We start from the raw sequence: 22373 nt of genomic DNA on the forward strand, positions 1-22373 counted from the left end.
CATTTAGTATTGTCGAATCGTTGAACTGTTGAATTGTTATGGCAAGAAAGACATGGTATGTCTATTCAAACTCAGTAAGTAAATTTATCTCTCAACTGGTTTTGATATCAAACTCTGATGGGTGAAAGACAGACATGCAATGTCTCTCCCAGGCACCACTATGAAATCTGCTTTAACGAAATCCGAGCTTAGGTTCATTTCGTATTGTCGAATCGTTGAACTGTCGAATTGTTATGGCAAGAAAGACATGGTATGTCTATTCAAACTCAGCAAGTAAATTTATCTCTCAACTGGTTTTGATATCAAACTCTGATGGGTGAAAGACAGACATACAATGTCTCTCCCGTGCATCACTATGAAATCTGCTTTAACTAAATCTGAGTTTAGGTTCATTTAGTATTGTCGAATTGTTGAACTGTTGAATTGTTATGGCAAGAAAGACATGGTATGTCTATTCAAACTCAGTAAGTAAATTTATCTCTCAACTGGTTTTGATATCAAACTCTGATGGGTGAAAGACAGACATGCAATGTCTCTCCCGTGCATCACTATGAAATCTTCTTTAACTAAATCCGAGCTTACACAACTCATCCGGTGGCGGGATGCCAGCGGATTGAGGTTTTTACAAAGTAACAGGTTTAAGTTTGTAAATACGCCCAAATTTTGAAGCATCTGCGAGGTTCTCTTTTTTCAGTGCAGATTTGACGAAGTCTAATTTTTTGGCATCCTCTATTGTTAGATAGGGGGCCCAGGGATGATCATCGTGAATTATTTTCACTTCCAATTCACCGACATAGCTACCGGCATGTACGTATTTTTTCTTTTTCTTCATAGATTCTCTTTGCGTTTGGTGAAATCTTCATTCCAAAGATTAGGGTCCGGTCTGTAAGCTGTAACGAGCACATCAGGCCTTTCGTGTTTAGCTGGAATTCCCCAAAGTACATGGAATGTCGGATGAAAATTAGGCAGGTAATTTTGTCGAACTGTCGAACTGTCGAACTGTCAAATCGGCGAAATATCGAACAAGACATGGTATGTCTGTTCAAACTCAGCATGACAATCTGGACTCTTAGCTGGTTTTGACACTAAAATCTGATTCGTGAGAGACAGATATAGCATGTTTCTCCCGTGGATCATTTGAAATCTGCCTCAAACTACATTGTAAGGTCCATGAATAAGAAATATGAGCAACGTAGACATAGCATGTTTTCGGAGAGAACTTGAGTTCTGGTCAATACGTAAACATGCCATGTCTTTCCCCGCGTCCCGCCTCACCAACTCATCCGATGGCGGGAAGCCAGCGGATGAGGGGACGCTATTTTTTACTCCCTTCATAAATCTCATACTCCAGCAGGCGGCATTCAAGGGTGGAGTTATAAAACAGGGTTCGGCTGTTACTTCGCAGGCCGATCTTTTTGCTTAGCGCATTATTAGCGGTAAACACATATCCAAACTTACCGGCGCATTCATTCTTCAGAAAATCTCCCATTCCAGCGTAAAGGGGCCGAAGATCTTCGCCGGGTTCTAGCCGAATGCCGTACGGCGGATTCATCACAACCACGCCTTTTCCGTCGGGTATCGTCGTTTTAGAATAGTCGCAGGTTTCAAACGTGATAAGATGATCTACGCCCGCCGTTGTTGCATTTCGTCGGGCGGCTTCAGTAGATGCCGGGTCAATATCGGATGCGATAATCTGACCTCCAGGGTTTTTATTGACACCTTCTTTGGCTGACTTACGAACCGCGTAATAAGCGTCTTCATCAAACCCTTTGACGTGCATAAACCCAAAGTTATTACGCAAGGATGCCGGTGCACGGTTGATGGCGATCAGGGCGGCTTCAATAGCCAGTGTTCCGCCGCCGGTCATTGGGTTGATGAAATGCTGGCCCGGTTCCCATTTTGTTGAGCGGATGATTCCGGCCGCAAGCGTTTCCTGCATTGGAGCCGACACATTTTCGGTCCGGTAGTTGCGCCGGGAGAGTGATTCACCGGACGTATCAACAAAAATACGGGCAACATCGTCATTCCAGTAAAGAAACAGGACCGTTTTATTAAGGTCCGATCCCGTATCGGGACGCTGATCGTTTGCCGATCGCATTCGGTCAACCACCGCATCTTTGGTGATGAGGTTGGCAAACTGACTGTTTTCAATATCAGAGTGATCCACCCGTGAGGTGACCGAAAAATAGCCGTCACCCTCAATCCACTCTTCCCAAGGAATATCGCGAAGCCAGTCTTTTAACTCATCCGGATCTTTATGACCGGTTTCAGCAATGAGCGCGTGAATCCGGTGGGCGGTACGCAGCCAGTAGTTCAGCGAAATAGTATCGGTAAGTGATGCTGAAATTTCAATTCCCGTTTCGGAAACTTCAAGAGGGGTGAAGCCTAAGTCTCGTATTTCGGTTTCAAGATGTTGGGCCATACCAAACGGGCAGGTGATACGGACAGTTCGTTTAAAAGAGAAATCAGCCATGGGAAAAACTTGTAGACATTATAACTGTTGGGCAAAAAAAATCCCGGCTGCGATGAAGGAAAAAATCCAGTGGTCATCACAGACGGGAAAATGTAGTAATACAAGTGGCGGGAATTAATCCTTAACTTCAACCACTTCAATTTCAAACTGCAGGTCTTTACCTGCAAGCGGATGGTTGGCATCCAGCGTCAGTTCCTCATCCGAGATTTCAGCAACACGTACGGGTACGGGCTGACCATCAGGCTGATTTACCTGGAGCTGCATTCCAACTTCCGGCTCCACATCTTCAGGAAGCTGATCTTTGGGTACATTAATGATCAGGTCTTCACGGGCTTCCCCGTATGCTTCTTCAACCGGGATGTCAATTTTTGTGGATTCTCCCTCTTCCATTCCAATGACGGCTTTCTCGAAACCGGGAATGAGCTGTCCTTCTCCAAGTTTAAACTCGAGAGGCTCGCGTTCTGCAGATGTATCAAAAACTGATCCATCTTTCAATGTTCCTGTGTAGTGTACTTTGACGGTATCTCCGTCTTTAACTTTAGACAAAATAATCCTTGGTTTGTTTTACAATTTAATTATTATGTAAAGATATCGTTTTATTGGCTAAATATCGAATATTAAACTACTTGAGATACTCTTATCACATTGGAAAATATATTTACAGATATTCAAACGGTTGCAATCATCGGGTGCTCTTCCAACACGTATCGCACGAGCCACCATATTGCAAGCTACATTCAAAGGGCCGGTTTTCGTATGATCCCCATCAACCCGAATGAAACGGAGGTTCTTGGCGAGGCGTGCTACGATACTATCTTTGATGTACCCGATGATATCACCATTGACATGGTTGATATTTTTCGGAACAAGAAATATACGGCTGAAATGGTGAAGCAGATTGTGGAGTGGAGTAAAGAATCCGGTCAAAAACCGGTCATCTGGACGCAGCTGAATGTGAGTACGCCGGAGGCCAAACAGCTGGCAGATGACGCAGGACTTGAGTACGTGGAAAACCGCTGCCTGATGGTGGAGCACCGGCGAATTGAGGGTGAATTGTAGATTTTACTTTTATTTGAGGACCTGCCAGAGAACGATCCGTCGGCTGACGGAGAGTTCCTGGCAGAGTCCGAGAGTGCTTTATGACTAAATTCCAAGCCTGTTAAACTCGTCAGACGAAAAAGGCAATCGTCAGACGAGGTAATCAATCGCCCATCAGTTCTTCGCTGCGCTGATCGGCAAACTCATCCATTTTGGATTTTAATACAAGCTCAATCTCTTTTTTCTCATCCGGGGGAATCGCAGTTACAAATTGTTTGATGCGATCTTCATTTTTCTCTTCTGATTGGATGTATTCCACCAGCACCACATCATCTGTGTGCCATCGCCATGAGAGTACCTTTTTCCATGGAATAAACTGATCCAGAAAAAGTATACCGCTTGATCGAAACTCCGGTACTACTTTCAGCGTCCACCCGAGAATTCCAAAACTGATCAGCGACATGCCCGACGAAAATCGAATACCGGTGATGGGCAGGTCGGTCAGAACAGATGTGCGGTATATGCCGTAAACAATCAGCCCGATGGCAAGCAGGTTCGGAGCGTGATCAATCCAGAACGACCGGTTCTGATAGAGAATCGTACCGCTATCCGAGCGAAGTTTGTACAAGCGAAATGCATACCCGGCAAAGAAACCAGCCAGCAGAATATAAAGCCCGGCCATCATGGGGGCAGCAATGGATTGCGGAAAAACGCCCACAATAAAAGCGATCATCAGGGCTGTGAAGAAAACAAGCACAACCAGAGAGATGTTGAGGACCATGGAGGTCGTCAGTTTTCTGAGCTGAAAGAATGGACGTTCACCGGTATAAAGTCCGCCGATAAAAAGAGCCGATAAGAAAATGATATAAATCCACATAAACAGAGTGTATCTTTAAAGTGATAATGTTAAACACCGAACCCGTGAACCGCAACTGAAATTCAAAGATTCAATGGAGCCGATCAAAGAAGTGGAAAAAAAGTATAAACCAAAGTCGATTGACGTCAGTAATTCAGATCAACTACTGACGGTAGAATGGGCGGATGGCCATAAAAGCGAGTTTTCATTATTTGGACTCCGCAAAAATTGTCCCTGTGTGGAGTGCCGGGGCGGCCATGATCAAATGGGACGGTTTGAACCTGAGCTGTTCAGGGTTGAGCCCACCCGGGAGTACAAGGTTGTGAATGCGGAAACGGTGGGGAATCACGCACTGAAAATCAGCTGGAACGACGGCCACAATGCCGGGATGTACCGCTGGAAATTGCTGAGACAGATGGATGAAGCTGTTCAGCGGCTTGAGAAGAACGAGACATAGATCTGAGGTATCATACCTCAATTGCTCTGTCACGAATGATCCCCACAAATCCTGAAATTGATGCAGCAGCACCGAGTATAATCATCAGCCGGGTTTCGGTATCCGGTTTGATAGGTATGAGCTTGTTGAGGTAGGTTGACAGCAGGTAAATTTCTTCAATACCGATGTAGAGCAGCGTGATCCCCAGCAGAAGAAAAAGTAAGGAAATAATTTTTTTGTGGATCATAGGGAATTAGTGATCAACGTTGCATATATGTTAGTTTAAACACCATCTGCTCGTATGAGCGTTCGTGACACTTTTGGAATATAATTTACGCTCTATAAAAAACAGTGGCTAATAACGAGATGCATTTGGGACTGCCAATCGCCGAAAAAATAATATTGGATGTGAATGGGTTGTGATTCATACTCTCGGAGAAGAACGAGCTGAAGCACACCTCAACGTGGAAAAAAGTCAGGTTTCATAAAGCGATCTCATTTATCTACATTAGCTATAGTATCGTGTTAATGGCAAGTTGTAGCTTGCGAATCTTTGGTTGAGTTACCCGTGAATAATAAGATTATCCAGTAAGACTCGACTCTTCGAAAAACTCACCTCGAATTCGTTCTGGGCTATATGATATTTTTATTAGCGATACCATACCAGGCTTACTGGTTCTCATTAGCTTTTTTAAAAGCACAGACCTTTTAAACTAACCTGCTTTATGAATTCAATCACCCGAAAAGAGATGATCAGCCTACTGTCGGCAGATACGGTGGGAGCCGGTGTCTCATCATTTTGTGTTCACTGCCGTCTATGACATCTAACAGAAAAAATGCCGATCCGCTTGATTTGAATGGAAATATTAATCACTCCGTGTGCCGGTGGATATTTAGCCGGCTTTCGCTAGATGAACTTTGCCGGGCCGTGAAAGAGATCGGATTTTCAGCAATCGATTTGGTGGGGCCGGCTGAATGGGATATTCTGAAAGAACACGGAATCGATTCATCGATGTGTAATGGTGCGGAAATCAGCCTGGAAGAAGGATGGTGCGAGCCCGATTATCATAGCAAGCTTATTGAGAGCTACACAAAACACATAGATCTTGTGGCGGATGCAGGTTATAAAAATCTGATCTGTTTTACTGGCAACAAGCGTGGAATGGATGATGAAACGGGCCTTCAAAATTGTGTAGCCGGCCTGGAGCAGATTATGGGTCATGCTGAGCGCCGCGGCGTTATTATTCAGCTTGAACTGTTCAACAGTAAGGTCAATCATCCGGATTATATGGCTGATAACTCACCATTTGGGGTTGAGCTTTGCAAGCGATTGGGATCACCCAACTTTAAGCTGCTGTACGATATTTATCACATGCAGATCAGTGAAGGCGATATCATACGAACGATCCGCCAGGACCACCAGTGGTTTGGCCACTACCATACGGCAGGCGTTCCCGGCCGCAATGAGATTGATGAAAGCCAGGAGCTCTACTACCCGGCTATTATGAAAGCCATTGTTGATGTCGGATTTGATGGATACGTTGCACAAGAGTTTATTCCGACTCAGGAATCAACAGAAGAAAATTTAGCGATGTTGCGTGATGCTGTGAGACGGTGTGATGTTTAGAATGAGGCTGAGGTTCTTTGTTGCTAAATTTCCTCAGCCTCAACCTATTCCGCAAAGGCAGCCCAACCTGCGACAACGAAAAGGTTACTGTAGGCTGAGGTTCTTTGTTTCGGCTCCCCTCAGCCTCAACCTTCTCCGAAAAGGCAGCCCATCATGCGACAACGAAAAGATTACTGTAGGCTGAGGTTCTTTGTTACGGCTCCTCTCAGCCTCAACCTATTGTGATGTGGCAGCTAGCTTTATATCCGTTGATAAGACTACTAAGGCTGAGGTTCTTCGAATCAACCTCCCTCAGCCTCAACCTATTCCGCAAAGGCAGCCAATAACGCATCAAAACTAAAACTGCATAAGACTGATGTTCTTCGATGCAACACCCAAAAAACTAATCCCCCATACAGATACCAATGTCACGGGCGGTTTGGATGGTGTCGCCATCTAATGGGACTAACTTCATTTTGTTTGCTACATCAGAAATAGGGATGCGTGTGATGCAGTTTTTTTGCATCACAATCAGTTTGTTGAAATCTTTCTGGGCAATGGCACGGATTGCAGCAGCTCCAAACCTGAGGGAAATCAGCCGGTCGTATGTGCTGGGTGTACCGCCGCGCTGCAGGTGCCCAAGCACGATGGAGCGCGACTCTTTTCCCGTCTGTTCGCTCAGTGTTTTTGCTATATATTCGTCCGCACCTCCAAGCTGCTCAGACTGACCTAAAGTTTTACCTTTTACAAAGTGAGACTCGCCTTTTTCAACAGCGCCCTCAGCTACTACAACAATTGTGTACATGCGTCCGCGTGCTTCCCTGTCTTTTATTTTTCTGATGATCGGCTCAAACTCATATTCAACTTCGGGAATAAGGATCACATCAGCTGAAGCTGAAAGGCCGGAGTGAAGGCCAATCCAGCCGGCATATCGTCCCATTACTTCTACAACCATAATCCGTTGATGAGACTCAGCCGTGGTTCTGAGTTTGTCGATCGCTTCGGTTGCTGTGGACACCGCGGTGTCGAACCCGAGCGTGACATCGCAGCCCCAGATATCGTTATCAATTGTTTTTGGGATTCCGACAATTCTGAGTCCTTTTTGTGTAAGTTTGTGAGCAATCTTCATCGATCCGTCGCCGCCAATAGCGATTAGCGCATCAACATTATGTTTTTTGAATACCTCAACTGCTTCATCAGACCGATCCTCAAGTCCCCAGCTGCCATCCTCTTTTTGGTAGGGCATTTGAAACGGATTTCCGCGATTGGCTGTGCCGAGAATGGTTCCGCCAAGCATAGTAATTCCTCTTACCTTATCCGCTGTAAGAGGAATGAATGGGTTATCGGAATAGAGAGATCCGTAGCCGTTTTTTATGCCAACGACTTCCCAGCCTAAACGGTGAGCCGCCAGTGTTGCCGCCCTGATTGCTGCATTTAATCCCGGTGCATCGCCACCGCCCGTGTTGATAGCTATTTTCATAAAAAGATGTTTGTGATTGAAGTAGATTTAGATCAATTCAAAATAGGAATACTAAAGATGATGTTAAGAGAAAACTTTCAATTGGCTGTAGTGAGGTTGAAAATTTAAGCATAATGTAGACAGTAAATGACTCTTAGATGCCATCTAAGAGTCAAAACGGAGGAAACAAAGAGGGATCAGTTATTATCGATGTGAACTAAATGTTTCATTCAAATTCCGGAGAAGTTATGAACAATACAAAAATAGTAACAACTTTCATTGTGGTGACAAGTATATGTCTGATTGCTTTTATAGTATCTTCATGTAACGAATCACAAAGCACCATTTCTGATACAATATCCCAGCAGGAGTTCTCTCCTGAAGCCTCCGAACTGGTTGTAAAAGGGGGGGGCAATCTTGTGGAAGTCACAACAGGACACGATCATGATGCAAACCTGCACACATTTGATCTGAATATTGATAAAGTTCCAGAGGGTTGGACTCGTTTTCAATTGACAAATGCTACGCACGCAGATCATTTCTTTCTGCTGTATGAAGTTCCAGAGGCAGCAATAGACGCTGCATCGAATGCAAATCAGTCTGTATTGGACCACTGGTATGATACGGTCACATACCCATTTCAGACAGAGTGGAATCCGTATTTCGAAGGATCGATAGGGTGGGGTACATTCGTAAATAATCTGTTCGGAGCCGTATTGAGTTCGGCACCGTGGTTTCCCGACGCAGTCATCATGGGAGGTCCCGGAATTACCGCGGCCGGCACCACGTCACAAACGACTGTCTACCTTGAAGAAGGTCTTTATATTGCCGAATGTTACGTTAAAGATGAAAATGGTGAGTTTCATTCTTTTAACGGTATGCTTGCGATGCTGGAAGTAACTGGTGAAACGTCCAAAGAGCGTGAACCGAGAGCTACGATGAAAGTTTCAATCTCATCTCAGCAAGGTATCGAACACCCGGAATCTGTGCGGCCAGGTAAGCATACGGTTGCTATAAATTACGAAGATCAGGCCATTTATGGTCATTTAGTTGGTCATAACGTGCAACTGGTTCGTTTTGATGACGGGTATGATTCGGCACTTTTGAGCGAGCTGGAAGCATGGATGGATTGGTCTGATCCGGATGCGTTTATTGATAATTCACCGGAAGGAACCACGTTTCTTGGTGGAGCCATGGAGATGACGGAAGGAAGTACGGCATACTACACTGTTAATTTAAAGCCCGGAACCTACGCATGGATTGCGGAGGTGCCAGACGCGTCTGAAAAAAATATGCTAAAAACGTTTTCTGTTCCTTTTGGCAGAAATATGAAGTAGTAATTATTAAAAAATAGAGCCTGTCGGTTACTAGATCGGCAGGCTCCATTTTTTTGATATTCAATCAACAAATAAATAGATCTTTCGAATGTACTTTTCCTGCCTTAAATCAAAGCGGAGAACAATTCCTGCGATCAACAAAAAAGAGCGAAAATCAGTCAAACTTAATGTTTTTATTTAGATCGTGCCTGACCATTTGTTTAAATCTTGGGTGATCTCTAATAGAATCAAAAATAGGATCGACATATGTTCGATTAATTCTGAAGTTTATTCTGTTTTCAAGATTTTCCAATACTTCATCAGTTTGGCCGATAAGTAGTAAAGAATACAATGTAGGAGGATTGGGGAGAGGATTTTCATTAATACTTTGAAGAGTTTTTGCCTTGTTGCCCATAGCAGCAAAAACGACGGTTTCTTTCCACCCGGTGTTGGCTCCCCAGATTTCATCTAAAATAGAACTACCTCGCTCAATCATGGAGATAGCTTCCTCGTCCTGTCCATTGTTGAATAGCTCCTGGCTTTTTTTAAGCAGAGCAAGACTCAGGTGTTTTTTAGTTATTGGGTTAGGACTGCCGAGATTGATAGAAGTCTCAAGCTCCAGGATCGCTTTTTCATATTTTCTTGCGCAATAGTAGGTATATCCTAATCCGTGATGAGCGTACCAGGATAATGGGTCAACTGCTACCGCTTTTTCCATATGGATCAAAGCTTCTTCAATATTTCCCTGAAATAACAGATGAAAACCATACCCTCGTCTTACATCACTATTATTGGGATTTAATGATAATGCTTTTAAAAACTTGTCTTCACTTTGCTCCCAGTCGCTGTGAATGCGCTGGTATATGATGGCTTGCGCAAGGTATGCTTCGACGACGTTTGGATTAATAGAAATTGCCTTGTTTGCTGATTGAAGAGACAAATCTGCAGCTTGTCTTAATTTTATTCCTTCAACTCCAACCACATTAAACTCAAGTGTGGATAAAAGGCCCGCATAATAGTAAGCAAGGGCAAGACTACCATGGGCCGGGGCAAATGTTGAATCAACTAAAATAGATTCCTTGAATAAATCGATTGATTCCATGATACCTTCAGGCTCATGAATATCCAGCAAGTGTTTAGCTTGTAAGTAGATCTGGTAAGCGAAATCATCTACGTTTTGATTAGGAGAGTACTCGGAATTTTCATGCGGTATGAGCTCTGTTTGCAAAGCATTTGCAATTCTCGCCGCAACTTCACTCTGGATATCAAGGATGTTCTCAATTTTTCGGTCATAAGTATCTCCCCAAAGATGCCGGTCCGTTTCCGCATCAATCAGTTGTGCAGTTATACGCACTTCATCCCAATGCCGCTGGACACTTCCTTCAACGACTGAAGAAACCCCAAGCTCTCGGGCAATTTCCTGAATACTTTTATCGGAATTCTGGTACCGCATAACAGATGTACGCGATGTAACAGACAAATCAGCAACACGGGCCAACTTTGAGAGAATTTCTTCTGTGATTCCAAGGCTAAAATAGTCGGTACTATCCGGAGAGTTTATATACGTAAATGGAAGAACCGCAACTGATTTGTCCCCGGCCTGAAACGCAGATTCCTGGTTGAAAATATTTCTTCCAATGAACCACGCTATCAGAGCAATCGTCAATAGGATTAGAGTGTATCTGAATAGTGTTGTATTGCTGCGATCAGCACTGGCTTCAGATCGCTTGTGGAGCATGTTTTTGGAATTTGCATCGGTGTTCTGACGGTCACTCTTATTTCCTTCTTCATCTGAGGAAGAGGAGCTCTTGGTTTTATTGGTTTCAGCCCGTTGATTAGCTGAGTGAATGGTTGAGAGACTTTTTACGTAGCGTGTCAGGTCTTGTGATGGATTTGAATCCAAATCCGATCTGAGGCGTTCGGCATACTTTTCATATACCTGCTTTGCTTTGTCGGGCCGTCCGGTAGCGACCAGAAACTCAATAAAACGGTGATGGTCCGTTTCTGAGTAAGGCGTTAAATTAGCTGCTTCTTGTGCATATTGGTTGGCAATATCGAGATGCCCTGATTCTTTCTCCTTTACGGCGAGCTTCCAGCATAGTTTGCGATACTCGTCTTTTAAACTCTCGCGTTTTCCATCAAGCCAGTCCTGAAAATCATTTGACACATGATCTACATGGAAACCGGCGAGAAGTTCACCTTTATAGAGACTATATGCCTCGTATAGATCATTTTGATTAAGTGATTTTTGAAAAGCAAGAGCGTCACACCAAATCAAATCTGTGTTTGCCTGTATTTCCTCTGACCCTCGATTTAAGACCACATCTTTACCGAGAGCTTCCCGAATATGGTATAGAATATTGCTCAGTGAATTTCGGGCGCTTTTTTGACCTGAGTCTGGCCACAACATGGCCAGCAAATTATCTCTCCGATGATATCCATGTGGTTTAACTAAGACAAGGTAAGCAAGAAGTGAGATTCTCTTGGCTCCTTTTGGAACCGATTGATCAAGAGTGTGATCCTCTTTTCGAATTCTTAAAGGGCCCAGTAACTGAAGTTTGATCATATCGGTGTGGCTGATCTCCTGTTCAATGTTAATTAACAAAAGATGAGTGAATAGTGGAAGGAATATTCTCAATGACTACGAGATGTCCAATATATTTTGCAATTCCTGAAGAAATACGCTTAAAATTAAGTGTCGGAAACTCAATTAATTATCAATAATTAAGGAGGCTGTCGCTAAAATTTTAAAAAAATATTGATAGAACAGCTAATGAGATGATCAGTGGCTGGATAAATTCTTTGAAAAAGAAAGGGTTTAAAAAAGAGTATTAATTGTTGAAATAATAATGAAATACTGCAATCTGTTAAGCCAGACTCTTGTATTTTAAGAGTCTTTATTTGTTATTGATCGCACATTGTTTTGGATTCGACCAATTAAAAGCTATAATAAATAAAATCAGTAATTGAACGTCTTAAAAAGGGGATGACATGACAATCAACGAGATCAAAGAACAGCTGAAAGATGCGGATAAACCGGTAGCCAAATCATTTCACGTGGGTGAAAAGTTTAAGGTTTTGCTGTTCGGATTCAATAAAGGAATGAAACTTGAAGACCATAAAGCAAAACATCCGACTAAATTACTTGTGCTTGAGGGTGACCTCATCTATCATATGGAAAAGAAAGACATTCGCCTGAAACAGTACGATGAAATCGATATTCCGGCCAACGTGACACACTCGCTTGGAGCACTAAAGGAGAGTCTTGTGTTATTGACACAGGGGTGATGTGTTGGTCTGGTATGTGAGATTATTACCGTCATCGCGGACCCCGAACCGCGATCTCCCATTTTTGTAACGGGGAAGGATTTGCCGGTGTCAGATGTACAGTTCAAACGAGTAAGGGATATGCCGGCTCAAGTCCCGGATGAGCAAAAAAGTGAACCCAACGACCTGGTTTGCACAAATAACAAAAAGACACCCCAACCCAATGAGGTGCCTTTCTGGGAACTTGAAGAGGCTATGATGCTGTGTTGTCGAACAGATCTTTATTGACGATTAAGATCAGCGGGATCGCAAACAGCCAGTGGCGAACCATCGATCCGATGGCCATGTCCACACCCATATTAAGCCCGGCAACTCCCGCACCCAGCAACGGGAACATGAAGAACCAGACCAGGGCGATGGTTTCACCTGTCATGAAAATGAATGGGCGAAGCCAGTTTGGGCCTATCAGCGATGGTGCTATACCAGAGTAAAGGACCGCCAATAATATACCGTTGCTGTAGTGGCCAAATACCCCGTAAGCCAGTCCAAGGCCTGTTTTTTCTCCCAGGAGGGCAGGAATATCCCACCACCCCGAGCCTGAAATTAATCCAAAGATGTCGAATAATACTGTTCCGGCAATGCCGGCTAATATTGCTTTTGTCCAGTTGATTTTATGCATGGTTATCCTCCGTTAAACAGTTTGTGGTTCAGTTCGGTCCAGGGTAGGTGCTTCCGGAAAATCGACCGGAATCTGCGTGACATTATGCAAGAGATTGGTTGTTGTTTTTTCGCCAACATTCAGAATAACATCCACCAGGTTCTCTTTTGTATAGCCTGCATCAAAAAATACCCGGAGAACATCATCAGAAATGACGCCCCTGTTGCCTGTGATAGCTTTAGTGAGTTTTACTATAGCATCAAGTTTCCCGTTGAACCCCGCTGTTCCTTTACGCAACTCTATGGTTTGATCTTCTGTAAACCCGTTCATTTTACCCAGTTGAGTATGAGCGGCCTGGCAGTACACGCACCCGTTTACCTGGCTGACAATGAGGTTGATCGCCTCTTTTTCTTTGTTACTTAGAGAGGTTTTGCCGTTAGCAAACGAGAGGTATCTTGCAGGCGTGTTGTCAGACAGCGCATAGGTTGCATAAATATTAGGAACAAACCCGAGTTTGGATTCAAGATCATCAAAGATGGCTCGGTTTTGTTCAGTTACATCGTTTTTTATCGGAACATTAAATGGTCTCATGGTTTTGTTGGTTTATGAGTTGTTTGTTTAATTCACTCATAAACTACCTGATGTAAGACCGTTAAAAAATGGCAGGACGTCACCCGCTATTGTCAATACTTCCTATTGTGGGATGACTGCTTTGTTATTCTTAAACTCAGTCGTGGTGGTTCCGGTCTGTTTCTTGAAAAGCTTGCTAAATTGGGCCGGATCATCATATCCAAGCTCAAGACCGATTTGTTTTGAGGATTTGTCGGTATACAGAAGCATTCGTTTTGCTACGAGGATGACCCGGTTATGAATCACCTCAAGGGGAGTGTATTCTGAATTTTTGCTGAAGACATTCGCGATGGTTTTTGGAGATTTGAATAGAAGATCAGCATAGTCCGCCACCTTCTTTTTGTTTTGTAATGTTCTTCAACTTGTACGTTGTAATGCCTTATCAGGTCAATTTCTGTTTGATTGTCGCCATTTTGAACAATCTGGTTATTCGCCATACGGGTACAGCGAATGATGAACCGTTTCAACAAAATGCGCAGCATCTCTTCCTGTCCCGTATCATGGATGTCGAACTCTTCAGATAATACACTGAAAAGCGTTCGAAGTGTTGATGATTCACTGTCAGACAAATCGAGGATTGGGGTAAAATCTGATCCAAAAAACAGAAGTCCATTACAGCTAACTTCGCTGTCATTTGTATGAATACAGTAAAATTCCCGGTTGAAAAGAAGAAATTTCAAATCTGATTCAGAATTGTCAAATCGTAAATTGTACATGTAGGTAGTACACAATATACTGGAATGCTGGAGGGTGATTTGCCTCCCATCAACATGAAATATCATTGGCTTACCTTCATCATTCCAGATAAACATGAGAGGTTTTTTTGATTCCACTATGTCTGATGGAAATTCTGTTGAAATGGCAAAAAATGATCCATAACGGGAGTCCTCAAAAAATTTTATCATACTGCTTTGCCGGCTTTATTAAGTAAATGCCAATAGCTGCGTATTTATCACTGTTAGCTCCTAATTTTACTCAAAAAAAAAGGGGGACACCATTTTGAATGTGACAGGATAAAATCTCCCCTCAGAAGGGACATCTGACTCTCAGCTGTTTAAGTATCAGGCATATAGATCAACTAATTTACAAACTGTTTTCGGTAGCCACTAATTTTGCCCAAAAACGGGCAACACTATTTGAGAGGTGACAGGATGTGTTTTCCGATCCGGAACTACTATTCGTTTTGAGGGTATGTGTACGGTATTACAGGTAGAATTAAATTTCAAAAGCACCTCTTCAGGTCGTGATGCATCCATGGATTTGATCTTTCATAAACCCGTCGACTGAATTCATTTCTTCTGTGTAATCATTCGCCTTGGGGCTCTTGGATTATCTGCGCTAACTAACCCCACACTGCGCGCCGTAAACACCACGGCGCTTGTATGGGGCTACGAAGCTGCCGTCCCTATTGGGACTTTCTGTTACGCGCAGGCTCGAAACCACACATAACCGGATGTAGATTGGCAGGGGATAATTCACGTGCATATTAAAATAAAACATCGATTTTAGCCTAAAACAGTGCTTTTAAAATCTGTCATCGGTAGCCGCTAATTTTGCCCAAAAAGCAGGGCAATACCATTTAAGAAGAGACAGAAATAGTAGCAAAGCTCTACTTCATAATCAGTTATTAGGATACAGCCCTCCGGCCTTGATGGGTTGAGAGATAGCAGGGGTTGCACCACAGCCCTAACTGCGCCAAGGCTTCGGAGGGCAGGCACGGGAAAAATCGCAATGATCGTTCACGCAGTGAGCATTCTCATTGTGTAACCGTGCGGGGCAAACCATGCCCGGAAGCCATCATAGCCGGGAGTTTTTTCCACAACGGGAGAAAACGTGATGGTTAAAATCTGTCATTGGTAGCCTCTAATTTTGCCCAAAATCGGGCAACACTATTTCAAAGGTGACAGAGATTATAGTCCCCTCTCGAGAGGGGATTTAGGGGTGTGTTCGTAAAGGCAATAAGCATTGAATAAAGCCCAATAACATTACTTTTATCAATCTGTCATCGGTAGTTGAACTCTGGAAATAAATCTGTCATCGATAAATTTCAGTATTGGGATAGAATACCATCCAGGCAAAAGCAAAGTAGTCGCCGTATGTTTTAGTTTCAAGCTGCTCGCCTTTTAGCGGACCCTTTACAGCCTTTCCGCTAATGCTCCATTTGCTTTCAGTTTTTGTGTCTTTGATGGCATCATTTTCCCATTTAAACTCCAGCGTATCTCCTTTGACCACAGGCGAAAATACGCCTGTTGCCCCATCATCACGGGATTGTTGAATTCTTCGATTATCCATCGCGGATGCCATACCTTCCACATGAAAAATGACGATAGGCTCACCATTAATGACATCCTGAATGACCCGTTCTTCTGATGTCTCAGAATATGGATATGCTCTGGAGGCCTCACCAGAACGAACACCAATCACTTTTTCCATCGGCGGGAGTTTATCCGTTAACTCATCCTCATCGAGTAAAAAGGGGGAATTATTAATGTCATCGTAGCCGGCGTACGGATTTTCACCATAGTTTCTATTATAGCCTGTGTTCCGGGAGAGCACCCGTGAGTCTGGAAATGAATTTCTGAACTGCTCAAACGAAATAAGCTGACTCGGTATGATGGTGAGTTCGGTGCCTGTGTAATCGCCCACCAGGGCTTCGCCGGAAAATTGCTGCCAGAGACTTTCCGTTTTGCGGTCGTACATAATCATGTCGGAATGCCGCAGAAAACCGGACACTCCAAATCTTAGAGTTTCACCATCAACACGGCGGTCGAAGACGATAGCGGAATAGCAAAGCGGACAAAATGTGACAGCCACCGGAACCCCGCCAAGCTCATCGTTTGCAATTTCATGCCAGATCAGGATCTGAAGGGGATACGCCCGTGCCTCGCCGTTAACTTCGAGTGATATGACAGGCTCGTTGGATGCGAGCCATTCTGCTGCATCGGCCTGAGAAACAAATTTGGGGTCATCGATCGATGGAATGCCGTCCTTGCCTGGACCACCGGCCTTAAGGTCGTCGAGATCGATACTTCGCTTATCGGTATTTGTATCAAAGCCGCTAAGCTGCTGTGAGTGTAAAGGATGGAAAGCAATGCTTAAAAGCATCAGCAGCAGGCCAAAAAATCTGAAGATATTGTAAAACATACTGTTTGGGTCTAATTGTTTTATTTGCAATAAGAAAAAAAAGAAGGGGCGATGCATAACAATTAAGTAACAAACGATCGCGGTTTTATCATATAACTGATAAAATGAATAGTTTGTTGTTGTTGCAAAAACAGTCAATCGATAACATCGGAGTGCATAATGCCGCATATTGAAACAGTAACTTTCGAGGAAGCCGAAGGTGAACTAAAACAAATTTACGAGAACCTGGTTGAATCGAGAGGGAAGCTCGCAGAAGTGCATAAAATACACAGCCTGAACCCCTCGGTTCTTGTTGCACATATGGAGCTCTATATGGCAGTTATGTTTGGTAAATCACCACTCAAGCGATACCAGCGGGAAATGATAGGTGTGGTGGTGTCAGCAGCAAATAATTGTGACTATTGCGTGAATCATCATGAACAGGCGTTGCTTGCGTACTGGTAAGATGAGGAACGAATAAAAATGATTTCAGACCCCGGGGATAGGAAAAATGCCGAATTGAATGAGGCTGAGTTTTTGCTGTGTCAGTATGCCGATCAGCTAACCAAAGCTCCAGCAAAGGATACAACAAAACTCATTCAGGAAATTCGAAAATCCGGACTTACCGACCGTGCTATTCTTGATGCCACGCAAGTGATAGCCTACTTCAATTTTGTCAATCGAATGGTTCTGGGACTCGGGGTTGAATTTACCGATGAGGAAATGAAGGGGTATAAGTATTGATGGTGTTAGCGCGAGCCACTGAAGTCTTAAATTAAAAACTGATAAACTGATAAACTGATAAACTGTTGAACTGTTTAACTGTTTAACTAACAAACTGATTACTCAGCAAGTGCCACGCCTTCGCTATTTGATGCTTCCAGCAACATGTTTACCCGTTCCATAAAGCTGCTGGCATTCAGGTAACCAACCACGCGGGCATCTTCAATCTCTTCGCCGCCGGGGCCAATAAATACAATTGTGGGTACGCCTGCCACTTCAAACCTCTCTCTAAGATTCTGTGAATCTTCGGATTCGTAATTGGTCATGTCTACCTTAAATCTCCTGAAGTTCTGAGTAGATTCAATCACGTTTTCATCCACAAAGGTAGACCGTTCGAGTTCGAGGCAGGGTATACACCAGTCGGCATAAAAATCCATTATTACGGGCTGGTTGTTCTCAATAGCTTCTGTATATTTTTCGTCGCTGTACGGCTCCCATTCGATTCCTTCTTTTTGAAGGTTCATGATCATCATGACTCCTAAAGCAAGCATTGCTGCACCCAGTCCCCATTTAATGCGGGTGAATGTTTTGATGCCTTTGCCGGATGATTCCAGAAATCCAAGATAAATACCGCCAATGATGACCGTGGCGATGATCATGTGAAATGAGTAGCCTGGGAAGAAGGCAAGTGCGATATAGAACAAAGCAACTCCCACCAGGACCACACCGAAAATCTTTTTCACCCAAACCATCCAGGTGCCGGATTTCGGCATTTTAGACAGCAGACCGCTAAACGTTCCAAGTATCAGGTACGGGAATCCTAACCCAAATGCCATCACAAAGAAAATGGTGAATCCGAAAACCGGGTCACCTTGTGATCCTACAAATGCCAGCAATGCAATAATGGGGGGGCCGATACAGGGGGCTGCAAATACTCCGACCACCAGGCCGGAGAAGAAATGGCCAACAACGCCGCCGGTTTTACGCTGAGTGCCGCTGAGCGACTGCATCCAGGAGGAGGGTGGCTGGAGCTCATAAAGTCCAAACATGCTAAGGGCGAGTGCGAAAATGAGAATACCGATTCCGGCCAGTACAATTGGGCTCTGCAGCCAGCTTCCGAACAGTGCCCCTGTAAAAGCCGCGGCAACACCAAGAATGCTGTACATAAATACGATTCCCATCACATATACAAACGCCATGAAAAACGAGCTGCTGAGTTTACTTTCACTATCGGAACTGTTTCCGAACAGGGAAACGGTCACCGACATCATGGGGTATACGCAAGGTGTAAGATTGAGCGCGAGGCCGATCAAAAAGATGCCCGCAAATGCCCAAAAAAGGCCTAAGGAATCGAATAGCGCCTCGATTTCACCGCCGCCACGTGCAGAGAGTGCATCTACAATGGAACCCCCGGATGTTTCGATACTCTCAAAAAATTCGGTGTTGAGCGGCTGGAATCCTGTGCCTGCCGCAGAAACTTCCACCGGCACAGAGACATCAAGAGTAACAGGCGCAAGGCACACTTCGTTATCGCAAGCCTGGATTCTAAGCGATCCGTTTAGTTCATAACTTCCCGGGTCAATCGACTCCGACGCAAAAACAGAAAATAGAATCGGAGCTTCGCCTTCAAATACATCAACCGGGACGGGTGAAAATTCAAAGTTGTAGGTTTTTGGATTTGGGTACTGAAACGCGGTTGCCGTCAGCTGGTCGGTTCCACTGATTGTAAGCTCAGTACCAATTAAAAAATCCTGCCGCGGCTGATTAGAGTTTACTTTCCATCCCTCTTCAAGATTGAGCAATACCCCGTACTGTGCCGAGCTGCCCGCCGGGATTACATTTTGAGACTTGACGATCTTTATATCAACTTTTGATGCACTTGATACAGCAGATGATTGTGCAGCCAGCTGAGAGGTGGTAACCAGTGCTATCAGGGTAAAAAGTGATAACCAGCGTTTAAACGTAAACTGTGGCATTCGTTGCGTTTATAAAATTAAGTTTGATAAAAAATTTGATGCCGTGAACTCGACCAACACCCGACGTTGGCTTTTGCATTCCATTAAGAAAACATCCAATCAAATTATTTATTGTTCAGTTTCATTAATGCCATCAACCAGGTTTTCTTTTGCTCTCCTGTAAGTTGGACAATTGAGATAGTAGCACAATTTTTTGAAGTTTTAAAGAAGATGATCTACCCATTCTATCAAAAGTGGTTCATTTCCCCGATCCTCTGGTCGGAAAAGATGAAAGTCCACCTTCCCCATATGGGATGCTGCGGCAGAAGGGGTCACTCCAGAATAAACTCCATATTAATAATTGGCATAATTTCAGACGTCTCATTCTCAGGAGGATTCCGGTATCCAAACTTTAAATGTGGTTCCGGTTTCCAATGGACTATCAACAGAAATTTTGCCGCCATGAAGGCTAAAAATTTTTTGAGCGATTGCAAGACCGAGCCCGGCATTTGAATCGCTTGATCGGCTTTTATCAGCCTGGTAAAACCGGTCAAAAATATGAGGTAGGTCCGACTCCGGGATTCCTGAACCACTGTCACAAACCTCAAGCCGAACATTTGTTCCGTCTTTTGAAAAGGTGATGGACACTTTTCCGCCTTCCGGGGTATGTTCAATGGCATTGTTAATTAGATTTGCAATGGCCCTGTTTAACAGACCTATATCTGCCGTGATATAGGAGTTGGGCTGCTCTGGAAAGCCTGCAGATAGTTCAATATTTTTCTTAGCGGCGATGGGTTTAAACTGAAGGGCAATATCTTGCACCAGCTCAGCTACCGATACTGACTCGAGCGCCGGTTTAACTTGTTCCGCATCCAGTTTTGAAAGATCAAAAAGGTCGCCAATCAGTTTATTGAGTCGCTTGGTATTCCCGAGGGCCGTTTCAACATATTGCGTAAACTGTTCACGGGTGAGATCTTCGCCTTTGAGCTGAATCGTTTCCAGGTATCCCTGGATAGATGCCAGCGGACTTCGTAAATCGTGGGAAATGTTTGCTACAAGCTCGCGGCGCAGCTGGTCAGATTTTCTAATTTCCATCATATTATGATAGAGATTATCCGCCATACTGTTGAAACATCTTGAAAGATCTGAAAGCTCGTCATTGCCTTTTACGGGAATCCGCTTTGTTAGCTCACCCCGTTCAAAGTCCGCAACAGTAGATTTGATAACATCGAGGCGCTGTGTGAGCTGCCTGAATAGTATGAGTCCTACAATAAGACTTATAATCAGGGCCAGGCCAATGATGATCAGTGATCCTCTGGTAATATAGCTTTCCGAAAGCACGGCAAAGGTTTCACTGAATTGCTCGCCCTCAAGTACTACATAAAGATAACAACCTTGTGATCCCATAATACTGATGTGCGCGGCGCTGAATGGCTTCATTTGACCGGGGTTGAGCGGGTCGGCAGCGAGTATGGGCAACGGCTCTCCGGCTATAAAATCATCAAGCGGTTCCACGTCAACGGTCGCGTTCGCGACGTTTATTTTTTGCTTTGATGCAGGTATCGAGCTTTTAATTTTTCCTTCACCATTCAGGAGATAGAAGTCGAATTGAGGATTTGTGCCACGAAGCCTGGTCAGTAAGGCTTCAATTTTTTGCTGGTTAAATTCATCTTTTACAATTGGCTCAAATGATTCAACGAGTGTTGGCGCAAGGTCGTGATTGATCTTTTGCAGCGACTCCTGAGCTACCTTGGAGGAGGCACGAATACTTATAAACGCCACAATCATTCCAAACACCACCAGGATAATGGAGAATATGACGGCAAGTTTCGTGTAAAAACTACGCATGATTTGCTTCCTTTTCTATATCTGTAAAACGGTATCCCACGCCCCAGACAGTTTTAATGTAATCGGGCTCGGACGGATCATCCTCGATTTTACTTCTCAGGCGATTGATATGTGAATTCACGGTGTGGCTGTATCCTTCATAACTATACCCCCAAACGATGTTCAGTAGCTCTTCCCGGCTGTAGGCCTTCCCGGGATTTGAAAAGAATAGCAGCAGGAGATCATACTCTTTACTTGTAAGTTCTATCATTTCACCCTGCAGAGAAACCCGTCGTTTATCGGGATCCACGACCAGGTCTTTGTAACTGAGTTTTGATTGTTTCGCAGGGGTTGATGCCGTATTTGACCGCCGAATTATTGCTTTCACACGAGCCAGGAACTCACGAATGCTGAACGGTTTCGTCATGTAATCATCGGCACCAATTTCAAGGCCAAGAACTTTGTCGACCTCTTCTGATTTGGCTGTAAGCATGAGAATAGGGACCTGCTTATTTTTGGATCGGATTTCCTTGCAAACGTCAAACCCATCCATTTTTGGCAGCATTACATCGAGAACAATCAGTGACGGCTCTTGTTGATTGAAAGCTTCAAGGGCCGCTTCGCCGTCCATTGCCGTCTGAACCTGATACCCCTCATCTGATAAATTGATCTCAAGAAGATTAACAAGGTCTTTGTTATCCTCTACGACAAGAATTGATTCGTTGGTGTGTGACATATCAAAATCTCTTTTCTTTAAGAATAATGAGAATATTGTACAAAACAAGTGAAGATTCATCACGGGTTCGTAACAAATTGGGTGGTTGGCTCAAAAGACCTTACAGCATTTACGCGGCTTTTTGCGGACTTCTGTCAGCGTCGCTAGGTACCTCGGGTCGCCGACCCGAGAAGGTTTATAAGTCTCAAAATTACCCGAATCGAGAACAAGCCGGCCGTAAGGCAACGTCTATAAATTAAGTGTCATTTGCTCGTTTTCGATCGTTTCTTA

The 22373-nt window shown here is 44.0% G+C and carries 22 protein-coding genes; 7 read left to right on the forward strand and 15 right to left on the reverse strand.

Features of this window, described 5'->3' with window-relative positions; all coding sequences use genetic code 11:
• Positions 1-622: 622 nt before the first annotated feature.
• From AABW11_RS05250 to AABW11_RS05260, 3 genes are all read right to left on the reverse strand, one after another.
• Complete coding sequence (locus tag AABW11_RS05250; RefSeq protein ID WP_340103738.1) at positions 623-832, reverse strand: hypothetical protein; 210 nt, start codon at positions 830-832, stop codon at positions 623-625.
• 483 nt (positions 833-1315) lie between these two features.
• Positions 1316-2473: a THUMP domain-containing class I SAM-dependent RNA methyltransferase gene (locus AABW11_RS05255; protein WP_340103739.1), complete on the reverse strand. Its 1158-nt coding sequence runs from the start codon at positions 2471-2473 to the stop codon at positions 1316-1318.
• 114 nt (positions 2474-2587) lie between these two features.
• Entirely contained in the window at positions 2588-3019 is a 432-nt protein-coding gene (locus tag AABW11_RS05260; protein ID WP_340103740.1) for an FKBP-type peptidyl-prolyl cis-trans isomerase, read from the reverse strand.
• Between the two features lie 99 nt (positions 3020-3118).
• Between AABW11_RS05260 and AABW11_RS05265 the strand changes: the two genes are divergently transcribed.
• Positions 3119-3532, forward strand: coding sequence for a CoA-binding protein (locus AABW11_RS05265; RefSeq protein WP_340103741.1), 414 nt, complete (start codon positions 3119-3121; stop codon positions 3530-3532).
• 142 nt (positions 3533-3674) lie between these two features.
• Here AABW11_RS05265 and AABW11_RS05270 read toward each other — a convergent pair whose 3' ends face one another.
• Complete coding sequence (locus tag AABW11_RS05270) at positions 3675-4388, reverse strand: hypothetical protein (protein WP_340103742.1); 714 nt, start codon at positions 4386-4388, stop codon at positions 3675-3677.
• Between the two features lie 73 nt (positions 4389-4461).
• On the opposite strand from AABW11_RS05270, the gene AABW11_RS05275 reads away from it, so the two are divergent.
• Positions 4462-4824, forward strand: coding sequence for a DUF971 domain-containing protein (locus tag AABW11_RS05275; protein ID WP_340103743.1), 363 nt, complete (start codon positions 4462-4464; stop codon positions 4822-4824).
• 10 nt (positions 4825-4834) lie between these two features.
• Here the strand turns inward: AABW11_RS05275 and AABW11_RS05280 are convergent, their stop codons facing one another.
• On the reverse strand, positions 4835-5050 hold the full coding sequence (locus AABW11_RS05280) for a DUF3185 family protein (RefSeq protein WP_340103744.1): 216 nt from the start codon (positions 5048-5050) through the stop codon (positions 4835-4837).
• Positions 5051-5620: 570 nt separating this feature from the next.
• On the opposite strand from AABW11_RS05280, the gene AABW11_RS05285 reads away from it, so the two are divergent.
• A complete protein-coding gene (locus AABW11_RS05285) occupies positions 5621-6430 on the forward strand; it encodes a hydroxypyruvate isomerase family protein (protein WP_340103745.1) in 810 nt (269 codons plus the stop codon).
• A gap of 382 nt (positions 6431-6812) precedes the next feature.
• On the opposite strand, the gene AABW11_RS05290 is transcribed toward AABW11_RS05285, so the two are convergent.
• Positions 6813-7889, reverse strand: coding sequence for a 6-phosphofructokinase (locus tag AABW11_RS05290; protein WP_340103746.1), 1077 nt, complete (start codon positions 7887-7889; stop codon positions 6813-6815).
• A gap of 227 nt (positions 7890-8116) precedes the next feature.
• Here AABW11_RS05290 and AABW11_RS05295 point away from each other — a divergent pair, with 227 nt between their 5' ends.
• Entirely contained in the window at positions 8117-9205 is a 1089-nt protein-coding gene (locus tag AABW11_RS05295; RefSeq protein WP_340103747.1) for a hypothetical protein, read from the forward strand.
• A 154-nt stretch (positions 9206-9359) separates the two neighbouring features.
• Here AABW11_RS05295 and AABW11_RS05300 read toward each other — a convergent pair whose 3' ends face one another.
• Positions 9360-11789: a BTAD domain-containing putative transcriptional regulator gene (locus AABW11_RS05300; protein WP_340103748.1), complete on the reverse strand. Its 2430-nt coding sequence runs from the start codon at positions 11787-11789 to the stop codon at positions 9360-9362.
• Between the two features lie 386 nt (positions 11790-12175).
• Between AABW11_RS05300 and AABW11_RS05305 the strand changes: the two genes are divergently transcribed.
• Positions 12176-12472, forward strand: a complete 297-nt coding sequence (locus tag AABW11_RS05305) for a hypothetical protein (RefSeq protein ID WP_340103749.1) — start codon at positions 12176-12178, stop codon at positions 12470-12472.
• 232 nt (positions 12473-12704) lie between these two features.
• Here AABW11_RS05305 and AABW11_RS05310 read toward each other — a convergent pair whose 3' ends face one another.
• The 5 genes from AABW11_RS05310 to AABW11_RS05330 all read right to left on the reverse strand — a co-directional run bounded on the left by AABW11_RS05310 (position 12705) and on the right by AABW11_RS05330 (position 16883).
• Entirely contained in the window at positions 12705-13130 is a 426-nt protein-coding gene (locus tag AABW11_RS05310) for a hypothetical protein (RefSeq protein WP_340103750.1), read from the reverse strand.
• A 12-nt stretch (positions 13131-13142) separates the two neighbouring features.
• On the reverse strand, positions 13143-13700 hold the full coding sequence (locus AABW11_RS05315) for a carboxymuconolactone decarboxylase family protein (protein ID WP_340103751.1): 558 nt from the start codon (positions 13698-13700) through the stop codon (positions 13143-13145).
• Between the two features lie 102 nt (positions 13701-13802).
• Positions 13803-14072 carry a helix-turn-helix domain-containing protein gene (locus AABW11_RS05320; RefSeq protein ID WP_340103752.1) on the reverse strand — a complete coding sequence of 90 codons (270 nt, stop codon included), beginning with the start codon at positions 14070-14072 and terminating at the stop codon, positions 13803-13805.
• Positions 13982-14644, reverse strand: coding sequence for a hypothetical protein (locus AABW11_RS05325; RefSeq protein WP_340103884.1), 663 nt, complete (start codon positions 14642-14644; stop codon positions 13982-13984). The genes AABW11_RS05320 and AABW11_RS05325 overlap by 91 nt, the downstream gene beginning before the upstream one ends.
• Positions 14645-15773: 1129 nt before the next feature.
• Positions 15774-16883, reverse strand: a complete 1110-nt coding sequence (locus AABW11_RS05330; RefSeq protein WP_340103753.1) for a DUF3179 domain-containing protein — start codon at positions 16881-16883, stop codon at positions 15774-15776.
• 159 nt (positions 16884-17042) lie between these two features.
• Here AABW11_RS05330 and AABW11_RS05335 point away from each other — a divergent pair, with 159 nt between their 5' ends.
• Complete coding sequence (locus AABW11_RS05335) at positions 17043-17327, forward strand: carboxymuconolactone decarboxylase family protein (protein ID WP_340103754.1); 285 nt, start codon at positions 17043-17045, stop codon at positions 17325-17327.
• Positions 17328-17345: 18 nt separating this feature from the next.
• Positions 17346-17606: a hypothetical protein gene (locus AABW11_RS05340; RefSeq protein WP_340103755.1), complete on the forward strand. Its 261-nt coding sequence runs from the start codon at positions 17346-17348 to the stop codon at positions 17604-17606.
• A 98-nt stretch (positions 17607-17704) separates the two neighbouring features.
• On the opposite strand, the gene AABW11_RS05345 is transcribed toward AABW11_RS05340, so the two are convergent.
• From AABW11_RS05345 to AABW11_RS05355, 3 genes are all read right to left on the reverse strand, one after another.
• Complete coding sequence (locus AABW11_RS05345; protein WP_340103756.1) at positions 17705-19561, reverse strand: protein-disulfide reductase DsbD family protein; 1857 nt, start codon at positions 19559-19561, stop codon at positions 17705-17707.
• A gap of 366 nt (positions 19562-19927) precedes the next feature.
• The gene (locus AABW11_RS05350; RefSeq protein WP_340103757.1) at positions 19928-21388 is read right to left on the reverse strand and encodes a sensor histidine kinase; all 1461 of its coding nucleotides are present in this window, start codon (positions 21386-21388) and stop codon (positions 19928-19930) included.
• Positions 21381-22103, reverse strand: a complete 723-nt coding sequence (locus tag AABW11_RS05355; RefSeq protein ID WP_340103758.1) for a response regulator transcription factor — start codon at positions 22101-22103, stop codon at positions 21381-21383. The genes AABW11_RS05350 and AABW11_RS05355 overlap by 8 nt, the downstream gene beginning before the upstream one ends.
• Positions 22104-22373 lie beyond the last annotated feature (270 nt).

It is taken from the genome of Rhodohalobacter sp. 8-1 (assembly GCF_038150125.1).
Taxonomy (GTDB): Bacteria; Bacteroidota; Rhodothermia; order Balneolales; family Balneolaceae; genus SW132.

Excerpts from the sequence above, each read along its gene's own strand:
- AABW11_RS05290 (WP_340103746.1), bottom strand. The coding sequence starts at position 7,889 with ATGAAAATAGCTATCAACACGGGCGGTGGCGATGCACCGGGATTAAAT.
- AABW11_RS05345 (WP_340103756.1), bottom strand. The coding sequence starts at position 19,561 with ATGCCACAGTTTACGTTTAAACGCTGGTTATCACTTTTTACCCTGATA.
- AABW11_RS05350 (WP_340103757.1), bottom strand. The coding sequence starts at position 21,388 with ATGCGTAGTTTTTACACGAAACTTGCCGTCATATTCTCCATTATCCTG.
- AABW11_RS05315 (WP_340103751.1), bottom strand. The coding sequence starts at position 13,700 with ATGAGACCATTTAATGTTCCGATAAAAAACGATGTAACTGAACAAAAC.
- AABW11_RS05340 (WP_340103755.1), top strand. The coding sequence starts at position 17,346 with ATGATTTCAGACCCCGGGGATAGGAAAAATGCCGAATTGAATGAGGCT.
- AABW11_RS05250 (WP_340103738.1), bottom strand. The coding sequence starts at position 832 with ATGAAGAAAAAGAAAAAATACGTACATGCCGGTAGCTATGTCGGTGAA.
- AABW11_RS05295 (WP_340103747.1), top strand. The coding sequence starts at position 8,117 with ATGAACAATACAAAAATAGTAACAACTTTCATTGTGGTGACAAGTATA.
- AABW11_RS05275 (WP_340103743.1), top strand. The coding sequence starts at position 4,462 with ATGGAGCCGATCAAAGAAGTGGAAAAAAAGTATAAACCAAAGTCGATT.
- AABW11_RS05280 (WP_340103744.1), bottom strand. The coding sequence starts at position 5,050 with ATGATCCACAAAAAAATTATTTCCTTACTTTTTCTTCTGCTGGGGATC.
- AABW11_RS05355 (WP_340103758.1), bottom strand. The coding sequence starts at position 22,103 with ATGTCACACACCAACGAATCAATTCTTGTCGTAGAGGATAACAAAGAC.
- AABW11_RS05285 (WP_340103745.1), top strand. The coding sequence starts at position 5,621 with ATGACATCTAACAGAAAAAATGCCGATCCGCTTGATTTGAATGGAAAT.
- AABW11_RS05310 (WP_340103750.1), bottom strand. The coding sequence starts at position 13,130 with ATGCATAAAATCAACTGGACAAAAGCAATATTAGCCGGCATTGCCGGA.
- AABW11_RS05330 (WP_340103753.1), bottom strand. The coding sequence starts at position 16,883 with ATGTTTTACAATATCTTCAGATTTTTTGGCCTGCTGCTGATGCTTTTA.
- AABW11_RS05305 (WP_340103749.1), top strand. The coding sequence starts at position 12,176 with ATGACAATCAACGAGATCAAAGAACAGCTGAAAGATGCGGATAAACCG.
- AABW11_RS05325 (WP_340103884.1), bottom strand. The coding sequence starts at position 14,644 with ATGATAAAATTTTTTGAGGACTCCCGTTATGGATCATTTTTTGCCATT.
- AABW11_RS05335 (WP_340103754.1), top strand. The coding sequence starts at position 17,043 with ATGCCGCATATTGAAACAGTAACTTTCGAGGAAGCCGAAGGTGAACTA.
- AABW11_RS05270 (WP_340103742.1), bottom strand. The coding sequence starts at position 4,388 with ATGTGGATTTATATCATTTTCTTATCGGCTCTTTTTATCGGCGGACTT.
- AABW11_RS05255 (WP_340103739.1), bottom strand. The coding sequence starts at position 2,473 with ATGGCTGATTTCTCTTTTAAACGAACTGTCCGTATCACCTGCCCGTTT.